This is a genomic window from Psychrobacillus sp. FSL K6-2843 (genome assembly GCF_038626375.1).
GTDB classification, from domain to species: Bacteria; Bacillota; Bacilli; order Bacillales_A; family Planococcaceae; genus Psychrobacillus; species Psychrobacillus faecigallinarum.
Window position 1 is genome coordinate 3151902 of sequence record NZ_CP152021.1, and the last position, 16186, is coordinate 3168087.

The window sequence follows — 16186 nt, forward strand, 5'->3', positions numbered from 1 at the left end:
CTTGGAACTTATGCTAAACATCACTATTAATAATCATTTGGAGCTTTTTTTCCATAAAAAAATCGTAAAGGCCTTCATGATCTGACCCAATAAAGTTAGACAAAAAGGTTAGGCAGCTTCTAAGATCTGAGTTCGGTATTCTACCGGACTTAGGTCTTTTAATTTTGTCTTCATTCTTTTGTGATTATAATACTCGATATATTCATGTAGTTCTCGTTCAAAATGGTCCATACTCTCGAACTCCTGTAGATAAAGAAGCTCCGACTTTAACAAGCCAAAGAAGTTCTCTATGACTGCGTTATCTAAACAATTACCCTTGCGAGACATACTTTGTTTTATATGGTGGCGTTCTAACGTCTTATGATACTTCTTCATTTGATAGTGCCATCCTTGATCTGAATGCAGAACCACTTCATCTCTTGGATTTAATCGTCGAATGGCATCCTCTAACATATCACCCACAAGTTGATAAACTGGACGGCTCATTACCTTATAAGCAATGATTTCACCATTGCACAAGTCTAAAACTGGTGATAGGTAACGTTTCTCCCCGAAAAGATGAAATTCCGTTACATCCGTCACCCATTTTTCATTCATTTTGTCTGCCTGGAAATCACGATTCAGTAAATTAGATGCGATTCTACCTACTTTTCCTCGATAGGAACGATACTTTTTCATCCGGACCATACATTTTAAGCCCATCTCATTCATCAATCTATTGATCGTCTTCGGATCATGGCAAATGTTCTTTTTTACTAACTCTTTAGCGATGCGACGATAGCCATAGCGCCCTTTATGTTCATGATAAATTGCTTCAATTGCTGTTTTTGTCGTCGCGTATTTATCTTCACGTTGTAATCGTTTCTCCCAGTAATAGTACGTGCTTCGTGGAATGTCAGCGACTTTAACCAGTTCCACTACATCAAACTCAGACTTTAGTTCAAAAATTACTTGCGCTTTGATCTTGTTAGTAATTTTTCCTGCTCGTGAACTAAAGCATTCAACTTTTTTAGGTAGGCATTCTCCATACGTAAACGCTCATTCTCAGCTCGTAGAGCTTCCATAGACCCTTCACTTGGGGATGTTTTTTTTGCATTCGATCTGGTTTCTTTTTTCATGGATGGACGCCCCTTTTTCTTTGGTTGTAGGGCATCAATACCACCGTTTTCAAACGCTTTTCGCCAATTCCTAATCATTCCTGGTGAGGAAATATTAAAAATCGCTGCTGTTTCAACAGAGGAAGTACCCATATCGTTCATGTAATTAAGTACCTCTAGTTTAAAATGAACAGGATAATTTGTATAGGGTTTAAAGAAAGCTTCCACTCCTTGTTCTTCATATAACTGAACCCAAGCAGAAATAATAGATATCGCAATATTTAAGTCTTTTTGTATATCATTATAACTTTCATTTCCCTTAAGATAACGTAAAACTGTTTGTACTCTCTCTTCAGCAGTAAATTTGGACATAAAAACACCCCGTAAATGTTAGTTTGGTGTCTAACATTTACGGGGCAGTTCATCAATGGCCTCTACGATTTTCTTTATTCAAAAGTAGGCTTATAGAAAGAACGATTTTCTAATGGGAATAAACGCTCTGTAAATTCTCCCGGATTCGTTTTATCCAATGCTCGATTAAGCATATTCATCTTAGCATCAATATTATCAATATAATGCAGTATTTCTGCTTCACGCACCATCGGTCGCTTCGGACTACCCCACTCTTCTTTTCCATGATGAGAAAGCACCATATGTTGAAGTAGCATTACTTCCTCTCCATCAATTTGAAGCTCCTCTGCTGCTTTTGAAATTTCATTCACCATAATCGTAATATGTCCTAACAGGTTACCTTCAACTGTGTACGTAGTAGCTACTGGCCCCGATAGTTCTAATACCTTCCCTATATCATGTAAGATGATTCCTGCATAAAGAAGATCTTTGTTTAAAGTTGGGTAAAGGTCGCATAGGGATTTTCCAAGCTTTAGCATAGAAACGACATGATCAATTAAACCAGAAGCATAATCATGATGGTTTTTAGTAGCTGCTGGATAAGTCATAAACGCTGTTTGATGTTTTTTTAGTAAATGGCGCGTTACTCGTTGTATCAAAGGATTTTTCATCTCGAAGAAAAATTGTAGTAATTCCTCCATCAATTCTTCTTTTGACTTTTCTGCTGATGGAACTAAATCGTGAATGGTTATCGTCTCATCTGCTTTAACAGGTCGAATACTCTTTACACGTAGCTGAAACTTTCCACGATAATCTTGTATTTCTCCCCCAACGCGCACTATTTGACTAGCAGCATATTGTTTTTCATGCTCCTCGTTGGTATCCCATAGCTTGGCCTCGATATCTCCACTTTTATCCTGCAGTACAAGTGACATAAATGGTTTTCCAACTGTTGTAACACCTTTAGTTGATTGTTTAATCAGTAAGAAATGATCAACAGGATCTCCTACTCGTAGCTGTGTAATTCCCTTCATCTCAAAACCCCTCCACTTCCAACTTGTAATGTCGCTACCTCTATTATATGAGCCTCATTCCAACTAAGACGCATATGCTCATGACATGTAAAATACAATAGTTGATGTTCATCTTGTAGCTCTTGCATTAATTGTACCACTTGTTTTAATCGGTTTCGATCGAAATGTACAAAAGGATCATCCAGAATAATAGGAAAAGAAATTTTATTCTTTAACGAAACTGCTAAGGAAATTCTTAAGGCAATATATGCCTGCTCCTTTGTGGCCTGACTTAGCTCTGCTATCTTAAATCGTTCTCCGCTAGGCTTGACTGCTTCGAAAAGACCGTCAGGCGTAAACTCTAACTGCTCGTAGGATTCGTTAGTTAATATCCGAAAATAGCATTTTGCTTTTTCAAGAACCTCCGGAAGTCTTTCTTCTTTTAGTTGTAACAATGTCTGTTTAATAGCTTCTGTCACTGTTTTATAAGCAGCCCATTTTTTAACTAGCTCATACAGCTCGGATTTTTTTTCTTCTAATTCTTGTAATTTTTCACTTTGCTTCTCATTTTCGAGCAAGCGACTCGTTTCATATAGCAATGATGCCTTTTCCTCTAAAAGAACCTGACTTTTTTCTTTCATCTCATTTAGAGCTTTTCTAGCTGTTTCTTCAAAGCCTTCCTCAAAATCATCGATACCTACTTGACTATCTCCTAATTGTATCCTAACTTGCTCTAATTCTCTTTCTAATGTAGCTCTCTCTTGAGACACTAAATGAGCTTGATAATAATCACTTTCTGTTGTAACCCCAGTCTCTTGGAAAAGCAATGTCATCTGTTGATCCTGAGCTTTTAATAACAATTGTAGCTCCTTAAGCTTTTCCTTGAGTTTCGTTATTTTATTTATAGTCGTCTGCTCTTCCTCTAACTTCTTCTTTTCTGATAAATAAATTTCACGTAGTTGGTGGAATAAAAGGTCATCTGCTAACTGGAAGTTCGTCAAATGTTGAGCACGATTTTTCAAGTCTCGCAAGCTTCTGCTTACTTCCTCTAACTTACCTTCCATTTGGTCCAGTTGAATTTGGTAATCCTGAATCATTCTTAAACGATTAAACAGGTCCGTTAATAAATTAGGAGAAAGCTCCTCACTAATATGATATTTCTTTAAAAATACAGAAACTCTTTGTTTCAGGTCCCTCTTCCTCTGTTCTATTTCTATTATTGTTTCTTCTAGCTGAGTAATTTGTTCAGTGAGTCCGCTTAGCTCGTTTTCTAGCAAGCTTGTATATTGACGGACATCATTCTCTTTATTCAGCCCTCTAACGAGCAATTTAAAGCCTCCATAGACAACAACACTAATAATAATAATAGCAAGGAGAGCAATTAACCAATTAGAGGCAAGAAAGCTAAAGATAACGCCAATAACTAATATAAATCCTATTACCGAAAATAAGATACCCATTGCGTTACCTTGGCCACTAGATGATGACCGAGAGCGTTTCGATTCCTGTATCCTTTTTTGTAGCTGCTCCGAATCCTGTTTCTTCAAATTCAATAAACGGCTTTCTTGCTGATGCTGGTGGTCCAGTTGCTCTTGTTCTTGAAGCATTGTCACGAGCCGATCCTCTTGCTGCATAGACATATCTGCGTCAATAATACTGACTAAACTTTTTTCCCACTCCATGCCAATTAGGCTAAGCTGTTGCATTTGTTGCTGTAGAGTTTTGTTGTGTTCTTCCTCTAACTGAACTCGCTTGGCACGTAACTGATGCCAATGAGATTCCTGACCCAAAAATCCCTGAATTTCATTCAGCTTCTCTGGTGAAATTGTTTCAGTAGCATGAACCGTTAGCTGCAACTCCTGGTTTAGTTGTTCTGCAGCAATTTGTGTATTTGTCTGCTTATCCTTAATAGCCTCATAGCGGCGAATCCCTTCCGGTGGAAATAATTGTATTGGAAGCTTATCCAACTCCTCGATAAGCTCGATTTCAGCTATTTTTAGTGGCTTTAATTGTTTCCAACGAGAATAATTCTGTAGTTGCCCCGCCAGCTCCTTCTCACGCTCTATCATTTCACTTAAGAGCTGCTCTATTTCATTTAGACGCTGGATAGATGGCTCGTATTTCTCCACCTGTTCCATTTGCTCCTTCCACCCAGATTCAAGCTGCCTTAACTCTTCCAATTTTTGATTGATGAGTGGCTTTCTACCAGTCGGCTTGTAGAGCTCTCCCATTTCTTTTGCAAACTGATTTTCCACATTGGATAACGTATCCATTCCTGTTGTTCCAGAGGAGAGTAGTGTACGAGTCAGCTCTTCCTCTGTCATTTTTTCAAAGCCCTGTAACTGAAGCAGAGAAAATGAAAAAATAGCTTCAAAATCTACTCGACTGTAGGAATGAAGTATAGTGGAAAGCTCCTTTTCTCCTCCACGAGTACCATCCTCGAAAAATAAGGTGACATCTCCACTCGCCTTCCCTTTTACCCTCTCAATCACGACTCTCTTACCTTCATCTGATTGGATTTGTATCTTCCCGCCATAAGTGGTGTTGCTTCTTGGCTCATACCTAAGGAGCTGTGCATTTCGCTGTGGGAATCCAAAAAGAATATGCAGTATAAACTGCTGAATCGTAGACTTTCCTGCTTCATTCTCCCCAAAGAATACATTTATCCCCTTATGAAGTTCCACTTCTATATTTTCATGCTTTCCAAAACCGTATATATGGAGCTTTTCTATTTTCATATGTTACACTCCCCTCGTTACAGCCTTGTTCAGTAATTGCTTAGATTCCATTTTTACCTCTTCAATAAAATCCTCATCTATGCTTGGAAGGTAGCGACTGCCTTTTGGATGCTGATATAACTCCTTCACAGCCAGCTTCCAATGTGTAAAGTCCCACTCTTCCCATATATCCGTCAACATCAGCGTTTCATTGAGTTGGTTAATAGGTAAGTCAATAACTAAATCCTTAAGGATGATAAAGGGATTTTGCTGATCCATAGATTCCTGAAAGATGGCTAGCCATTCCTCCCTCGAGGATGTATCAAGCATTTCAAAGGTCTCTTCTGTAATTTCGGTTAGCGTTAATTCTATAATGGCGTTTCCATTGCTTTCCACATAATCTTTTAGCTGGTGTTCTACCCGACTAATCAATTCATTGGCGTGGACAATATCCTTACAGGAAACCTCTAGCTGATCGTAGATAAACATACTACAAGGGATAAATTGCAGGTCTGTATTGTTCTTTGTCAGAGTTACCTCATAGAAACCTTTCAGCCCTCTTTCATTGCGATGTCTGCTTTGTATATTGCCAGGATAGACGATTGCTGGATCCATATGTAAAACCTGTCGCTTATGTATATGCCCAAGCGCCCAGTAGTCATACCCCTTCCCGATTAAATCACTTTGACGAAACGGCGCATAGACATCATGCTCTTTATTTCCTTCTAAACTTCCATGTAGCATTCCTATATGAAAGTCCTGACCATTTGCCTTTGGGAAATAGGTATGCATTGCTTCTCGAATATGGCGTTCCTTATAGCTAAAACTAGAAATGTGTACAGTCTCGCCTTTAACATTAAGTGTTTTTGTTTCTACATCTCGTCCAAATACCTCTACGTTCTCTGGCATCTGAAAACGAACCCAGCTTCCACTCAAATGATCATGGTTTCCATGACAAATAAAAACCGGTATTCCGCCTTCTCCAAGAGCTTCCATTCCCTTTTGAAACAAATGCTGAGCTCGCAGACTACGATTTTCTCCATCATAAATATCACCGGCTATTAAAACAAAGTCCGGCTTAGTTGCCAAAGCATGCTGAATAACATTATTAAAGGCATGAAATGTACTTTCTCTAATTTCCTGCCATCTATTTTTAGGGATAGATGATAATCCTTTAAAGGGGCTGTCTAAATGTAAATCTGCCACATGTAAAAACCGAATAGCTGCCATTCTACTACACCTCACTAAAAACAGAATATTTGTTCTTATTTTATCATATAGAAAAGGCTATACACAAATAAATGTGTAATAGCCCTTTTTTTATTTCTTTTCCATTTGTATTTGTACTAGAGATGTAACTAAACCAGTTATCCCTGCCGTTAACCCTGCTGGTAGGCTAAATAGGAAGTAATACCACTGTCCTGTATATAGAGAGATTCCTAAGAAAATTAATGGTAAACCGATTAAAGCAAAAATTGATGCCACTAGTGCCCACTTAGCTTTAGTCATGATTTATTCCTCCTTTGCTAGTTTTTCTTTTCCGCTACTGCAGCACCTATTCCATAAGAGACGATGTGTGTAATCCAGAGGCCAGTCATAATAAAAAATGATAATCCGGGCCCCTCCACAATGATGACAATCATCCATGCTACTAATAAGGCTGATGTTGTGACTTTCCAAGAATAAGATCTTGCAGTTGAATGCACTTGATTATACCGTTCATCAAATAATCTTTTCTTCTTTCCGACTCTACGAAAAATAAAAAAAGTAATCCCCATGATTGCTATCGCCGCTGGCAATCCAATTAAAAACGTAAACCAATCAAATTCTCCACTCATTTAATCTTCCCCTTCGTAAATGAAAATGTCTTCTATATGGCATTGAAACAATTTGGAAAGCTTAAAAGCCAAATTAATAGATGGATTATACTTTCCTTTTTCTAAAGAAATTATAGTTTGCCGGGACACCTCTAACTTTTCCGATAATTCATCCTGGGTCATCCCTAGTTCCATTCGTTTATCCCGAACATAATTTTTCACTGTTACCCTCCTTTTTAGTAAAGCTAACTTTACGTAAAGTATACTTTACTTATTAAATAAATGTCAAGCAGACTTTACTTTTATTTTTTAATTTTTGTTGTATAATGAATTTTAAGAATACATAAGGGGTGTATGATACATGAAAGCATACAAATTCACAGCATTTGAACCAACAGGGGAACTAATCGTCGAGGAAACATGGAATTATGAAAACGACGACGAAGCAAAGAAACAAGGGGAAGAAGCAATACACGAAAAAGGCTATGGAAACAAAACACATCGCTTAGTTAACAGCTCCGGCAAGCTTATATTGTTTCATGTGTAATATAAAAAGGGACTTAACCCGATATAACGGTTTAAGTCCCTTTTCCTATTCTTCGATCCAATTCCACGGCTTAATTTCCCCTAGCTGAACACTATGAATGCCCTCTAGCTCTTTAAGCTTCCGTAATTCCTTCACTGGACCTGTCACAACTGCTCCGTAAGCTTGGAATCCTTCTTTTTGAAGATAATCATATCTTTCTTGAAGATATGCTGTTCCTAGTAATGTTTCCGCTAGGTTTTTATCTTTGTCGAGCATCATTTTCATATTCCTAAGCATTGCTGATTGGCTTTCCTTGACTGAATGATTGTTTAAAATGCTAGTTGAATAATTGATATTAAAGTCTGCATCTACTTTTTTAAATCCTGATAATCCCCAGGGTTTTGCTAATGAGATATCGTTTTCACTGCCACTCCAGCCGCCTTCAATGGAATTCTTTAATTCTCCCATATAAATTGGCATCCACAAAACATCTATTTGATAAGGAGAAACTAATTCTAATAATTCCTCTGGAGAGTAGTAATCGTTTATGGAAAAAGCTAGTTGAGCCACATTTCCTTCATGTATTTGCTCTAACTGATTCCACACATTAGGTGTTTGTGTTTCGTCTAACTTCTCATTCGTTACAGGATTATAGGGCAAAGAAAAATTAAAGCCCTTGTCACTATTATAGGGAAAATACTCATTAACAGTAGTGGTGCTATAAGCGTCTATAAGAGGTTTATTTAGGCTAACCTTTGTTATAGCAAACTCCTCTTTACCTATTATTTTCAGCAAAGGGAAGTCAATCTTCTGTGTTAAAAAGGGAGTAATTTCATTTGTCCCACTTCTTGAATTAGTGGAGATATATCCTGGATAAGTCCAATCAACGGCTAATTTCTGATAAAATTCCGTCCGCTTACCTACGTTAGTAGCTTCATAAATGATTGATACTGAGATCATATAAACAGCATATACAAGAAAAATCCCTAAAAGCACACGAATGACATTGAAAGATAATTTCCATGAAAAACGTTTTTTATGCTTTTGTACAATTGCTTTTGCTTTATCATCATTCCATTCCATCTTTTCCACTCCTATCAAAATCCTTTCCAAGGCGATCTGCCAGCTGTTTAAATCTCTGTCTAGCCCGATGTATTGTTACTTTAACCTGATCTAATGTAATCTCTAATGTCTCTGCAATTTCTTCGTATGAAAATTCCTCATACTCTCTTAAATATAATATAGTCCGATAATTTTCCGGAAGGAGCAGTGATATATCTTGAATCTCACCGGATTTTTCTTGATTCAATAAATCCTCCTCTGGCACTCCATATGGGCTAACATATTCCTCGGAATTAGAGAGATAATCGTAGAGCGGTACCCACTTCCACCTCTTCCGTTTTCGCCATTCATCCATATATGTATTTCTAGCTACCTTATATAGCCAGCTTTTAACTTGCCTGCCGTCATATAAATCCAAGGACAAAGTCGCTCTATAAAAGGTCTCCTGAACAAGCTCTTCCGCAATCGAATCGGATCCCGTTAGTTTAAGTAAGTAGAAGTAGAGAGGCTTAGCATAAGCTAAATAGACTGTTTCTAAGTCATCTTTCCTTTGTTTCTTCACTTCCTTGCCTCCCTTCTAACCTAAAACGTTTGGACATGCATATTGTTACAGTCTAAATTAATTTATTTGTAAAATATATAGGTGTTGGGATTAAGTGGTGCGGATTTGATGGTTTTTTAGGGGAGCTTCTGCTTCATTTAGGAGACACTTTTCTACTTTTAGGAGCGACTTTTGATTATTTAGGGGCGGAAGTACACTTTAGGAGGCGCCTTTCACCCGTTTAGGGGTGGTTCCGCTCTCTTTAGGAGACACTTTTCTACTTTTAGGAGCGCCTTTTGTTCGTTTAGGGGCGGAAGTACACTTTAGGTGCGCTTTCAACCCTTTTAGGGGCGATTCCTCTTCATTTAGGAGACACTTTTCTACTTTTAGGAGCGCCTTTTGATAATTTAGGGGCGGAAGTACACTTTACGGGCACTTTTCTCCCGTTTAGGGGCGGTTCCTCTTCATTTAGGAGACAATTTTCTACTTTTAGGAGCGCCTTTTGATCTTTTAGGGGCGGAAGTACACTTTACGGGCGCTTTTCACCCGTTTAGGGGCGGTTTCGCTCACTTTAGGAGACACTTTTCTACTTTTAGGGGCGCATTCGCATTTTTTACGAGCGTATAGCGTATGCTCACACATTCAACCGCTTAGCGGCGAAACATTTCCCCGTAACCAAGCTCTCCAATAAAAAAGAGCCAAGGTTAGCTAACCTTGACTCTTTCACACTCATTATTCTCCTTTAAACGTCGGTTTACGTTTTTCAACGAATGCTTGAATACCTTCTTTATGATCTGCTGTTTTACGCATTGCCGATTGACCTTTTGATTCTCCCTTTAAAATTGCTTGTAAGTCATGAATTTTGGATAAGTGTAAAATTTCTTTAGAGGTGATCATTGCTGCAACCGGTGATTCAATAAGTTTTTGTGCATAGGCTGCGGCTGTTGCATGACCAGCTCCGTCTGGTGCTACCTCGTCTACTAGTCCTAACTTTTGTGCTTCCTTGCCGTTAAACAATTGTCCACTCCACATAAGCTGCTTTGCCTTTGGTATCCCTACTCGTTCTTTTAGGAAGAAGTGGCCCCCTCCATCAGGTATTAGTCCGATTCCTATGAAGTTCATCGCTAGCTTACTATTTTCTTCAGCGATTATAATATCACAACCTAGAACCATGCTAAATCCAAGACCTGCCGCAGCTCCATGAACGGAAGCAATGGTGATTTGAGGCAAAGTATAAAGGTTTAGTGCGATACGAGTTAAATAATCCATTGCTGCATCTATGTCTAAAGGATTTTCATCGTTAAGCATTGCTTTAATATCGCCACCAGCTGAAAAAGCACGACCCTCCCCTTTAATGATAAGGACTTGAATAGATTTATTTTCTTTTAAATCCTCCAATAACTCCGCTAATTCTTCCATCATAGTTTCATCCATTGCATTCATAGCATCTGGCCTATTTAAAGTTAATGTTGCAATACGACCCTCTTGTTCAAATAATAAAGTTTTATACATAATTAAATCCCCTTTGTGAATAGTCATTCATTTTTATAATTCGGCATTTATTCATATATTCCTTCTTTTTAAGCCAATAAAAAAAGCTCTAAGCCAAAGAGCTTAGAGCCTTTTCATTTTATATTCCTTCATACATTTCTTGGACAGGTTTAAGCAACACACGGTTAATCTCTTCGATCATCTGGCTAAGTGCCATTTCCGCTTGTAGCATATGGAATATTTTTTCATTTGTTTGAGCAAGCTGTGCTGTTTTTTGAGCATATTCGATCTCTTCACCAGAGATTTCCTCACCTTGCATTTGTTTCTCTTGTAAAGAAAGCTGAATTTTACGGAAGCTTTGAAATAAAGCAAGTGCTTCTGGGTCGGCCTTTACTGATTCTATTGCATCTTTTACGTTTGCGAATTGATCGGTCTGGCGAAGTGATGCCTCTAGTTTGTTAATGTCATCGTAAATGTTAATCATGTTTGTAAGCTCCTTTATTTAGGCATTGTCCTAGCCTTTTGTTAGCTAGTTAGAAATACAATTAGGCCTTGAATGATTCCTATAAGCCCCCCGAGCACACCACCGAGAACAGTAATCATTTTGAATTCTCTTTTGGAGATTCCAAGTACGATATCCTCTAATCGCGCTACTGGGAAAGAGTCAACTTGCTCTTTAACCATTTCCTCAAGCTTCATTTTACGTAATACTTCCTCTAGTTTTGCCTCTGCTTCGACAAAAGCAAAATTAGTTACTTTTGGTACCATTTGAGTCTCTAACCAATCTGAGGCACCAGGGAAGTAATGGTTTAAACTATAATTTAATCTTTCTTCAATTGCAAGTTGTTCCTTTAAGTATGCTTTTACATTGACCACCAATGGATCAAAATCAAAGCCTTCCATCATCTCAGCCAAAGGTCGGTCCTTAAGCTTTTCCCACTCATTTTGAACAATATTTTCAAGCATTACTTTTGTTCCTGGGGCACGAAGAAACTTTAATATTTCAGGCTGTACCTTCCCAGCAAGTGAAGAGGACTCTCCCATAAACATTTGAATCATGTTACCTAATGTTCCTTTGGTAGAAAGGAAATCATCAATCAGTTTCTTAACTGTACTTTTACCTTCATCTGATTGGAAAAATTCCTCGCCCTTTTGAAGAATATAGGAAACAATATCACCGACCTTGCTATCGGCCTTCAACTGCCAATCTAGTGGAGCAATTTGACGTATTGTTTCCTTTTCAAACTTTGTCCTAACCCGATTAAATTGTATATCAACCTGTTCTTCTATTTTTTCATTTACAAGAGAAGGCACAGATTCTATACCTGCAAGCTTTAGCCAATCGTCTATCGTCTTCTCTGACTGAAATATATTTTTATTAAGCTGTTTTACAATGAAATCATTAGCTTTCATTTTCATCGAATCATTGAAGTATTTCTTTTTAAAAATATCAGGTGTCAATAAATGCTTGATAACAGTAATTCCTAATTGTTTAGCAAGCTCATCCCGACGCTTTGGTATTAAGCCTGGAGTGAACGGTACTCTCCATGATCCTATATACTTTGCTTCATGAGGTCTGAAAAGCATTTTAATGGCGAGGTGATTTGTAACCGCTCCAATTGCTGCTCCAACGACTGCCATGAATATGATTGTCCATAAAAAACCCATCTATCTCACCTTTTTCCTCTAGCTTCTAGATTATTATAGCAGAGGAGTATGAAACACAAAAACAATTAGAGTGCATTGTACATCATTGAAAATCGGATTGCGTGCTCCGTCTCATCATGCATAGCGCAAAATAGAGGAGCATAGGCTTGTTGAATAGGAATTTGAAGCAGCATTTCCTTATATACTTCTGCTGTTTCCAATTCATCTTTCACAGACTGCTTGGCACAGGATTTTAAGTCTGTGCATGGGGGTACTTTTTGTAAGTTTTGAACAAAACTCCCTGTAAGCATATAATAGAGTTGTTGAAACATTTCGTAATGGCTTTTTTCATCCTCATAAACATGCTCGATGAATTCCTTCCAATACGGATCGTCTGTCAGCTTATACATATCCATATAATGATGATAATCAGCGTACTCGTTCTTGATTGCTTGTTCAAGCTTTTCAATAAACAATTAGATGCTCCTTCACTAGTCATTTATACTAGTATATGCGCGCAAATTCACTCACATGAAAGGTATGATTTCTTTGTTACAGCATTTCAGCTTTAAGCCACTCTATGAAAACAAACAACTACCTGGCTGGTCACTTTCTTTCTTCTACAAACAAAAAAGATATTCAGCAAACTACGAGCCAGATGGTTCTATTAAGTGGAATGGTGAGACACCATCTGATGAAGAAACAGTAAAAAAAATGATTCACGAGCTAATGCTCTTCCACGTATACGACTAAGAAAAGCACAAGCACCTATGTCTATTCCGAAATACAAAAGGGGAAAGTTAGGACTTCCTTTCTGGTCTATATAAAAGCCTATGCTTTTTATCGCATAGGCCTTTAATATGATTTATTTTTTGTCCGATTGTTCGAAAATTATTCCAATAAACATCTTTCCTATATCTATCATTGCACGCTCATCCACATCAAATTTAGGATGATGGTGTGGGTAAGTTGCCTTCAATTCCTCGTTACCACCGCCAATGATAAAATAGGCTCCCGGAATTTTTTGTTGATAGTAGGCATAATCCTCGCTGCCATTCATCGGTTTTCCTGGAATAATGTTTTGCTCTCCGACGACATAGCCTGCCACTTTCTCCACGCGTTTTGTTTCGGTTGGATCGTTGTAGATGGAAGGACAATCCTTCACATATTTTAACTCATATGTAGCGTCAGCAGCCTCACATGTGCTTTTTACTATCTGTTCTAGTTTTTGCTCTATCATGACACGAACATCCTCATCATAGGTCCTAACTGTACCTTTGATAAAGGCAGTATCGGGAATAACATTGGTAGTGCTTCCACTTTGAAATGAACCTACTGTGATAGCTGCAGCCTTTAAAGGGTCGACTCTACGGCTTACTATTTGTTGTAAATTTACTACTAGCTGGCTCCCTGTCACTAAGGCGTCAATTGTTTCATGAGGAGAAGCGCCATGTCCTCCTTTCCCATGGATAGTTATATAAAAATCATCCTGGGCAGAGGAAGCATACCCCTCTATTACGCTAAACTTTCCATAGGGCTGCAATGACATTACATGTGCTCCATAGATAACATCCACACCATCCAAACAACCATCCTTAATCATATATTCGGCGCCGCCTGGGGTGACCTCCTCAGCAAATTGATGTAAGAAAACAACAATACCTGGAACCTCTTCTTTCCGCTCACTTAGTACCTTTGCTACACCTAAAAGAGCAGATGTATGAAGATCGTGCCCGCATGCGTGCATAACTCCTGGTACCTTCGATTTGTATGCTACTTCTTTTTCGTCTTGAATTGGAAGAGCATCAAAGTCTGCTCTAAGTGCAATAGTTTTACCCGGTTTACCTCCCTTTAAAAAGCCTAAAACTCCTCTTCCGCCCACTTCGGTTCTAACCTCTAACCCTAGTTCTCTTAAGTAAGCAGCAATTTTTTTTGGTGTTTCTACCTCTTCATGAGAAAGCTCTGGATGCATATGTAAATCTCTTCGAAAATCAACTAACTCAGGATAAATCTCTTCTAATCTATTAAATATTTTTTCCATTTCTTAAACCTCCTAAATAACAAACGCACTGCATCAAGCTGGCCAAAAGAAAATATGTGCCACAGTTATAAATATTGCTCCCATTATAAATTGAATCAAAATTAGTGGCCATAGCCAGCGAACCCATTTACCGTAAGAAATCTTAGCCATCGCTAAGGCTGCCAATATAAGTCCGCTAGTTGGTGCGATAATATTCGTGATGCCATCTCCCATTTGGTAAGCTAATACTGCAGTTTGTCTGCTCACACCTAACAAATCTGAAAGAGGCGCCATAATCGGCATAGTTAATGCTGCTTGACCGCTCCCGGACGTAACAATAAGATTTAACACGGTCTGCATGATATACATACCGATTGCTGTTAAGCTTGAAGGAAATTTCTCTACTAAATTAGTAATTCCATATAAGATAGTATCAATGGTGTTACTATCGTTTAAAATGACTAATGCCCCGTAAGCAAAACCAACCACTAATGCCCCTACTACTATTTCTTCGCAGCCTCGAACAAAGGATTTAGTAATCTCATTAAAATTCAATCGATTAATTAAACCTATAACAATTGCCATTATCAAAAATAAAGCTGAAATCTCCGTTATAAACCATCCAAATTTTAATACTCCAAATGCCAGACCTATTAGTGTTAACACTAGAACCCCTATAATAATTCCCTGTGTTTTAGTAATTTTATCCTGTTGCATAGCTTCTATATCAATATTTCGGTTTTTGTCTTCCTCATACATAATACTCTTCGTTGGATCTTTCCTAATTTTATTTGCATAAATCATAACGTACCCAATGGATATAGCCATGAAAGCAACCCAAAAGCCTATACGCGGGCCCATTCCTGAAAAAATTGGAACCTCTGCAATTCCTTGAGCAACCCCTATTGTAAATGGGTTCATGAATGCTGCTGTAAAACCAGCAGATACGCCAACAATAACCATTGCTGCCCCTACAATTGAATCGAATCCCATAACTATTGCAATCGGTACTAAAATCATAATAAAGGGAAGTGCCTCTTCAAACATTCCTACAGCTGCCCCAGCAACTCCAAAAAACATCATCACTACCGGGATAATTAGCATTTCTTTCCCTTTCATTTTAGTAGACAAGGAACCAAATGCACCTTCAATTGCCTTGGACTCTCTAAATAGATTGAATGAGCCAGCCACCATAAAAATAAAGAAAATAATTGGAGCAGCTTGAACCATTCCTTTATGTATAGCATTAAATATATCTAAAAAACCTGCTGGACTTGAATCAATTGTTTGGTAAGAACCATCTACAACAATTGTCCGACCATCCGCATCCTCTACTCGGTCGTATTGCCCTGCTGGAATGAGGTAAGTTAAAGCAGCCATAATAATAACAACTGTAAACAGAATGACAAATGGATGTGGCGCTTCTCTAAATTTTTTCTTTTTAACCGATTCTTCTTTAATAACTGTGGTCATGTCTAATTCCCCTTTAATATAATTTAAATATTCGTTTCTTGAGTAAATGAGCAAAGTTTCTAAGATGGAATTCCAAAATTTTTTGGGGAATAAAGCGATATACATGTACCCATAGTGACAGAAATAATTTATATACTATCCCGTTGGGCAAAACTATTTTAGCCTTAAACCTAGTAAAAGATTTGATCATTTGCTTTTTATAAACTGACTGCAGCTAATCTAATCAAATCGCATCCCTCCTTTTTACACCAAAATTTTACCCTGATGAAATTATGTTATTTTTCAAATTGTACAGAAAATTTGTTTTTTAGTAAAATGAAAAAATTAGGAGATTCTCTAATCTAGTTAGGGCATTTGTTTAAAAAACATGAACTCCATCAAGCAATAAATAGCAAATAAATTCTCATGCTTGTATCTATTAGCCTCGAACA

At 37.9% G+C, this 16186-nt stretch carries 17 protein-coding genes; 2 read left to right on the top strand and 15 right to left on the bottom strand.

Annotation, left to right across the window (positions count from 1 at the left end):
• Positions 1 to 108: 108 nt before the first annotated feature.
• From MKY94_RS15990 to MKY94_RS16020, 7 genes are all read right to left on the bottom strand, one after another.
• Positions 109 to 1469, bottom strand: a protein-coding gene (locus tag MKY94_RS15990) for an IS3 family transposase (protein WP_342577376.1) whose coding sequence is annotated in 2 segments (ribosomal slippage) — positions 109 to 1013 and positions 1013 to 1469 — 1362 coding nt in all. Because the reading frame shifts where the segments join, the coding sequence is not laid out codon by codon here.
• A gap of 74 nt (positions 1470 to 1543) precedes the next feature.
• Positions 1544 to 2482 (bottom strand): 3'-5' exoribonuclease YhaM, encoded by a 939-nt coding sequence (gene yhaM / locus MKY94_RS15995; protein ID WP_144541771.1) that lies wholly within the window; start codon positions 2480 to 2482, stop codon positions 1544 to 1546.
• Positions 2479 to 5199, bottom strand: a complete 2721-nt coding sequence (locus tag MKY94_RS16000) for an AAA family ATPase (RefSeq protein WP_342577377.1) — start codon at positions 5197 to 5199, stop codon at positions 2479 to 2481. The genes yhaM and MKY94_RS16000 overlap by 4 nt, the downstream gene beginning before the upstream one ends.
• A gap of 3 nt (positions 5200 to 5202) precedes the next feature.
• Positions 5203 to 6408, bottom strand: a complete 1206-nt coding sequence (locus MKY94_RS16005) for a DNA repair exonuclease (protein WP_191697593.1) — start codon at positions 6406 to 6408, stop codon at positions 5203 to 5205.
• Between the two features lie 90 nt (positions 6409 to 6498).
• A complete protein-coding gene (locus tag MKY94_RS16010) occupies positions 6499 to 6687 on the bottom strand; it encodes a hypothetical protein (RefSeq protein ID WP_151113016.1) in 189 nt (62 codons plus the stop codon).
• Positions 6688 to 6704: 17 nt separating this feature from the next.
• Positions 6705 to 7016 carry a DUF3796 domain-containing protein gene (locus MKY94_RS16015; RefSeq protein ID WP_191697592.1) on the bottom strand — a complete coding sequence of 104 codons (312 nt, stop codon included), beginning with the start codon at positions 7014 to 7016 and terminating at the stop codon, positions 6705 to 6707.
• On the bottom strand, positions 7017 to 7217 hold the full coding sequence (locus tag MKY94_RS16020) for a helix-turn-helix transcriptional regulator (RefSeq protein ID WP_144541761.1): 201 nt from the start codon (positions 7215 to 7217) through the stop codon (positions 7017 to 7019).
• A 139-nt stretch (positions 7218 to 7356) separates the two neighbouring features.
• Between MKY94_RS16020 and MKY94_RS16025 the strand changes: the two genes are divergently transcribed.
• A complete protein-coding gene (locus MKY94_RS16025) occupies positions 7357 to 7542 on the top strand; it encodes a YhzD family protein (protein ID WP_144541759.1) in 186 nt (61 codons plus the stop codon).
• A gap of 45 nt (positions 7543 to 7587) precedes the next feature.
• Here MKY94_RS16025 and MKY94_RS16030 read toward each other — a convergent pair whose 3' ends face one another.
• From MKY94_RS16030 to MKY94_RS16055, 6 genes are all read right to left on the bottom strand, one after another.
• On the bottom strand, positions 7588 to 8604 hold the full coding sequence (locus tag MKY94_RS16030; protein ID WP_191697591.1) for an anti-sigma factor: 1017 nt from the start codon (positions 8602 to 8604) through the stop codon (positions 7588 to 7590).
• Positions 8591 to 9145, bottom strand: a complete 555-nt coding sequence (locus MKY94_RS16035) for a sigma-70 family RNA polymerase sigma factor (RefSeq protein WP_154310050.1) — start codon at positions 9143 to 9145, stop codon at positions 8591 to 8593. The genes MKY94_RS16030 and MKY94_RS16035 overlap by 14 nt, the downstream gene beginning before the upstream one ends.
• A 711-nt stretch (positions 9146 to 9856) precedes the next feature.
• Entirely contained in the window at positions 9857 to 10636 is a 780-nt protein-coding gene (locus tag MKY94_RS16040; protein WP_191697590.1) for an enoyl-CoA hydratase, read from the bottom strand.
• 118 nt (positions 10637 to 10754) lie between these two features.
• On the bottom strand, positions 10755 to 11099 hold the full coding sequence (locus MKY94_RS16045; RefSeq protein ID WP_151113008.1) for a YlbF family regulator: 345 nt from the start codon (positions 11097 to 11099) through the stop codon (positions 10755 to 10757).
• A gap of 41 nt (positions 11100 to 11140) precedes the next feature.
• Entirely contained in the window at positions 11141 to 12283 is a 1143-nt protein-coding gene (locus MKY94_RS16050) for a DUF445 family protein (protein WP_191697589.1), read from the bottom strand.
• A gap of 65 nt (positions 12284 to 12348) precedes the next feature.
• Entirely contained in the window at positions 12349 to 12738 is a 390-nt protein-coding gene (locus MKY94_RS16055; RefSeq protein WP_144541749.1) for a ferritin-like domain-containing protein, read from the bottom strand.
• A gap of 73 nt (positions 12739 to 12811) precedes the next feature.
• On the opposite strand from MKY94_RS16055, the gene MKY94_RS16060 reads away from it, so the two are divergent.
• Positions 12812 to 13015 (top strand): YheE family protein, encoded by a 204-nt coding sequence (locus tag MKY94_RS16060; protein ID WP_144541784.1) that lies wholly within the window; start codon positions 12812 to 12814, stop codon positions 13013 to 13015.
• A 112-nt stretch (positions 13016 to 13127) separates the two neighbouring features.
• On the opposite strand, the gene MKY94_RS16065 is transcribed toward MKY94_RS16060, so the two are convergent.
• Complete coding sequence (locus MKY94_RS16065) at positions 13128 to 14303, bottom strand: M20 family metallopeptidase (protein WP_340863682.1); 1176 nt, start codon at positions 14301 to 14303, stop codon at positions 13128 to 13130.
• Between the two features lie 33 nt (positions 14304 to 14336).
• Positions 14337 to 15755, bottom strand: coding sequence for an AbgT family transporter (locus MKY94_RS16070; protein WP_154310048.1), 1419 nt, complete (start codon positions 15753 to 15755; stop codon positions 14337 to 14339).
• Positions 15756 to 16186 lie beyond the last annotated feature (431 nt).

Coding starts and splice junctions, on each gene's coding strand:
- MKY94_RS16005 (WP_191697593.1), bottom strand. CDS start 6,408: ATGGCAGCTATTCGGTTTTTACATGTGGCAGATTTACATTTAGACAGC.
- MKY94_RS16025 (WP_144541759.1), top strand. CDS start 7,357: ATGAAAGCATACAAATTCACAGCATTTGAACCAACAGGGGAACTAATC.
- yhaM (WP_144541771.1), bottom strand. CDS start 2,482: ATGAAGGGAATTACACAGCTACGAGTAGGAGATCCTGTTGATCATTTC.
- MKY94_RS16050 (WP_191697589.1), bottom strand. CDS start 12,283: ATGGGTTTTTTATGGACAATCATATTCATGGCAGTCGTTGGAGCAGCA.
- MKY94_RS16010 (WP_151113016.1), bottom strand. CDS start 6,687: ATGACTAAAGCTAAGTGGGCACTAGTGGCATCAATTTTTGCTTTAATC.
- MKY94_RS16065 (WP_340863682.1), bottom strand. CDS start 14,303: ATGGAAAAAATATTTAATAGATTAGAAGAGATTTATCCTGAGTTAGTT.
- MKY94_RS16045 (WP_151113008.1), bottom strand. CDS start 11,099: ATGATTAACATTTACGATGACATTAACAAACTAGAGGCATCACTTCGC.
- MKY94_RS16015 (WP_191697592.1), bottom strand. CDS start 7,016: ATGAGTGGAGAATTTGATTGGTTTACGTTTTTAATTGGATTGCCAGCG.
- MKY94_RS16030 (WP_191697591.1), bottom strand. CDS start 8,604: ATGGAATGGAATGATGATAAAGCAAAAGCAATTGTACAAAAGCATAAA.
- MKY94_RS16000 (WP_342577377.1), bottom strand. CDS start 5,199: ATGAAAATAGAAAAGCTCCATATATACGGTTTTGGAAAGCATGAAAAT.
- MKY94_RS16040 (WP_191697590.1), bottom strand. CDS start 10,636: ATGTATAAAACTTTATTATTTGAACAAGAGGGTCGTATTGCAACATTA.
- MKY94_RS16070 (WP_154310048.1), bottom strand. CDS start 15,755: ATGACCACAGTTATTAAAGAAGAATCGGTTAAAAAGAAAAAATTTAGA.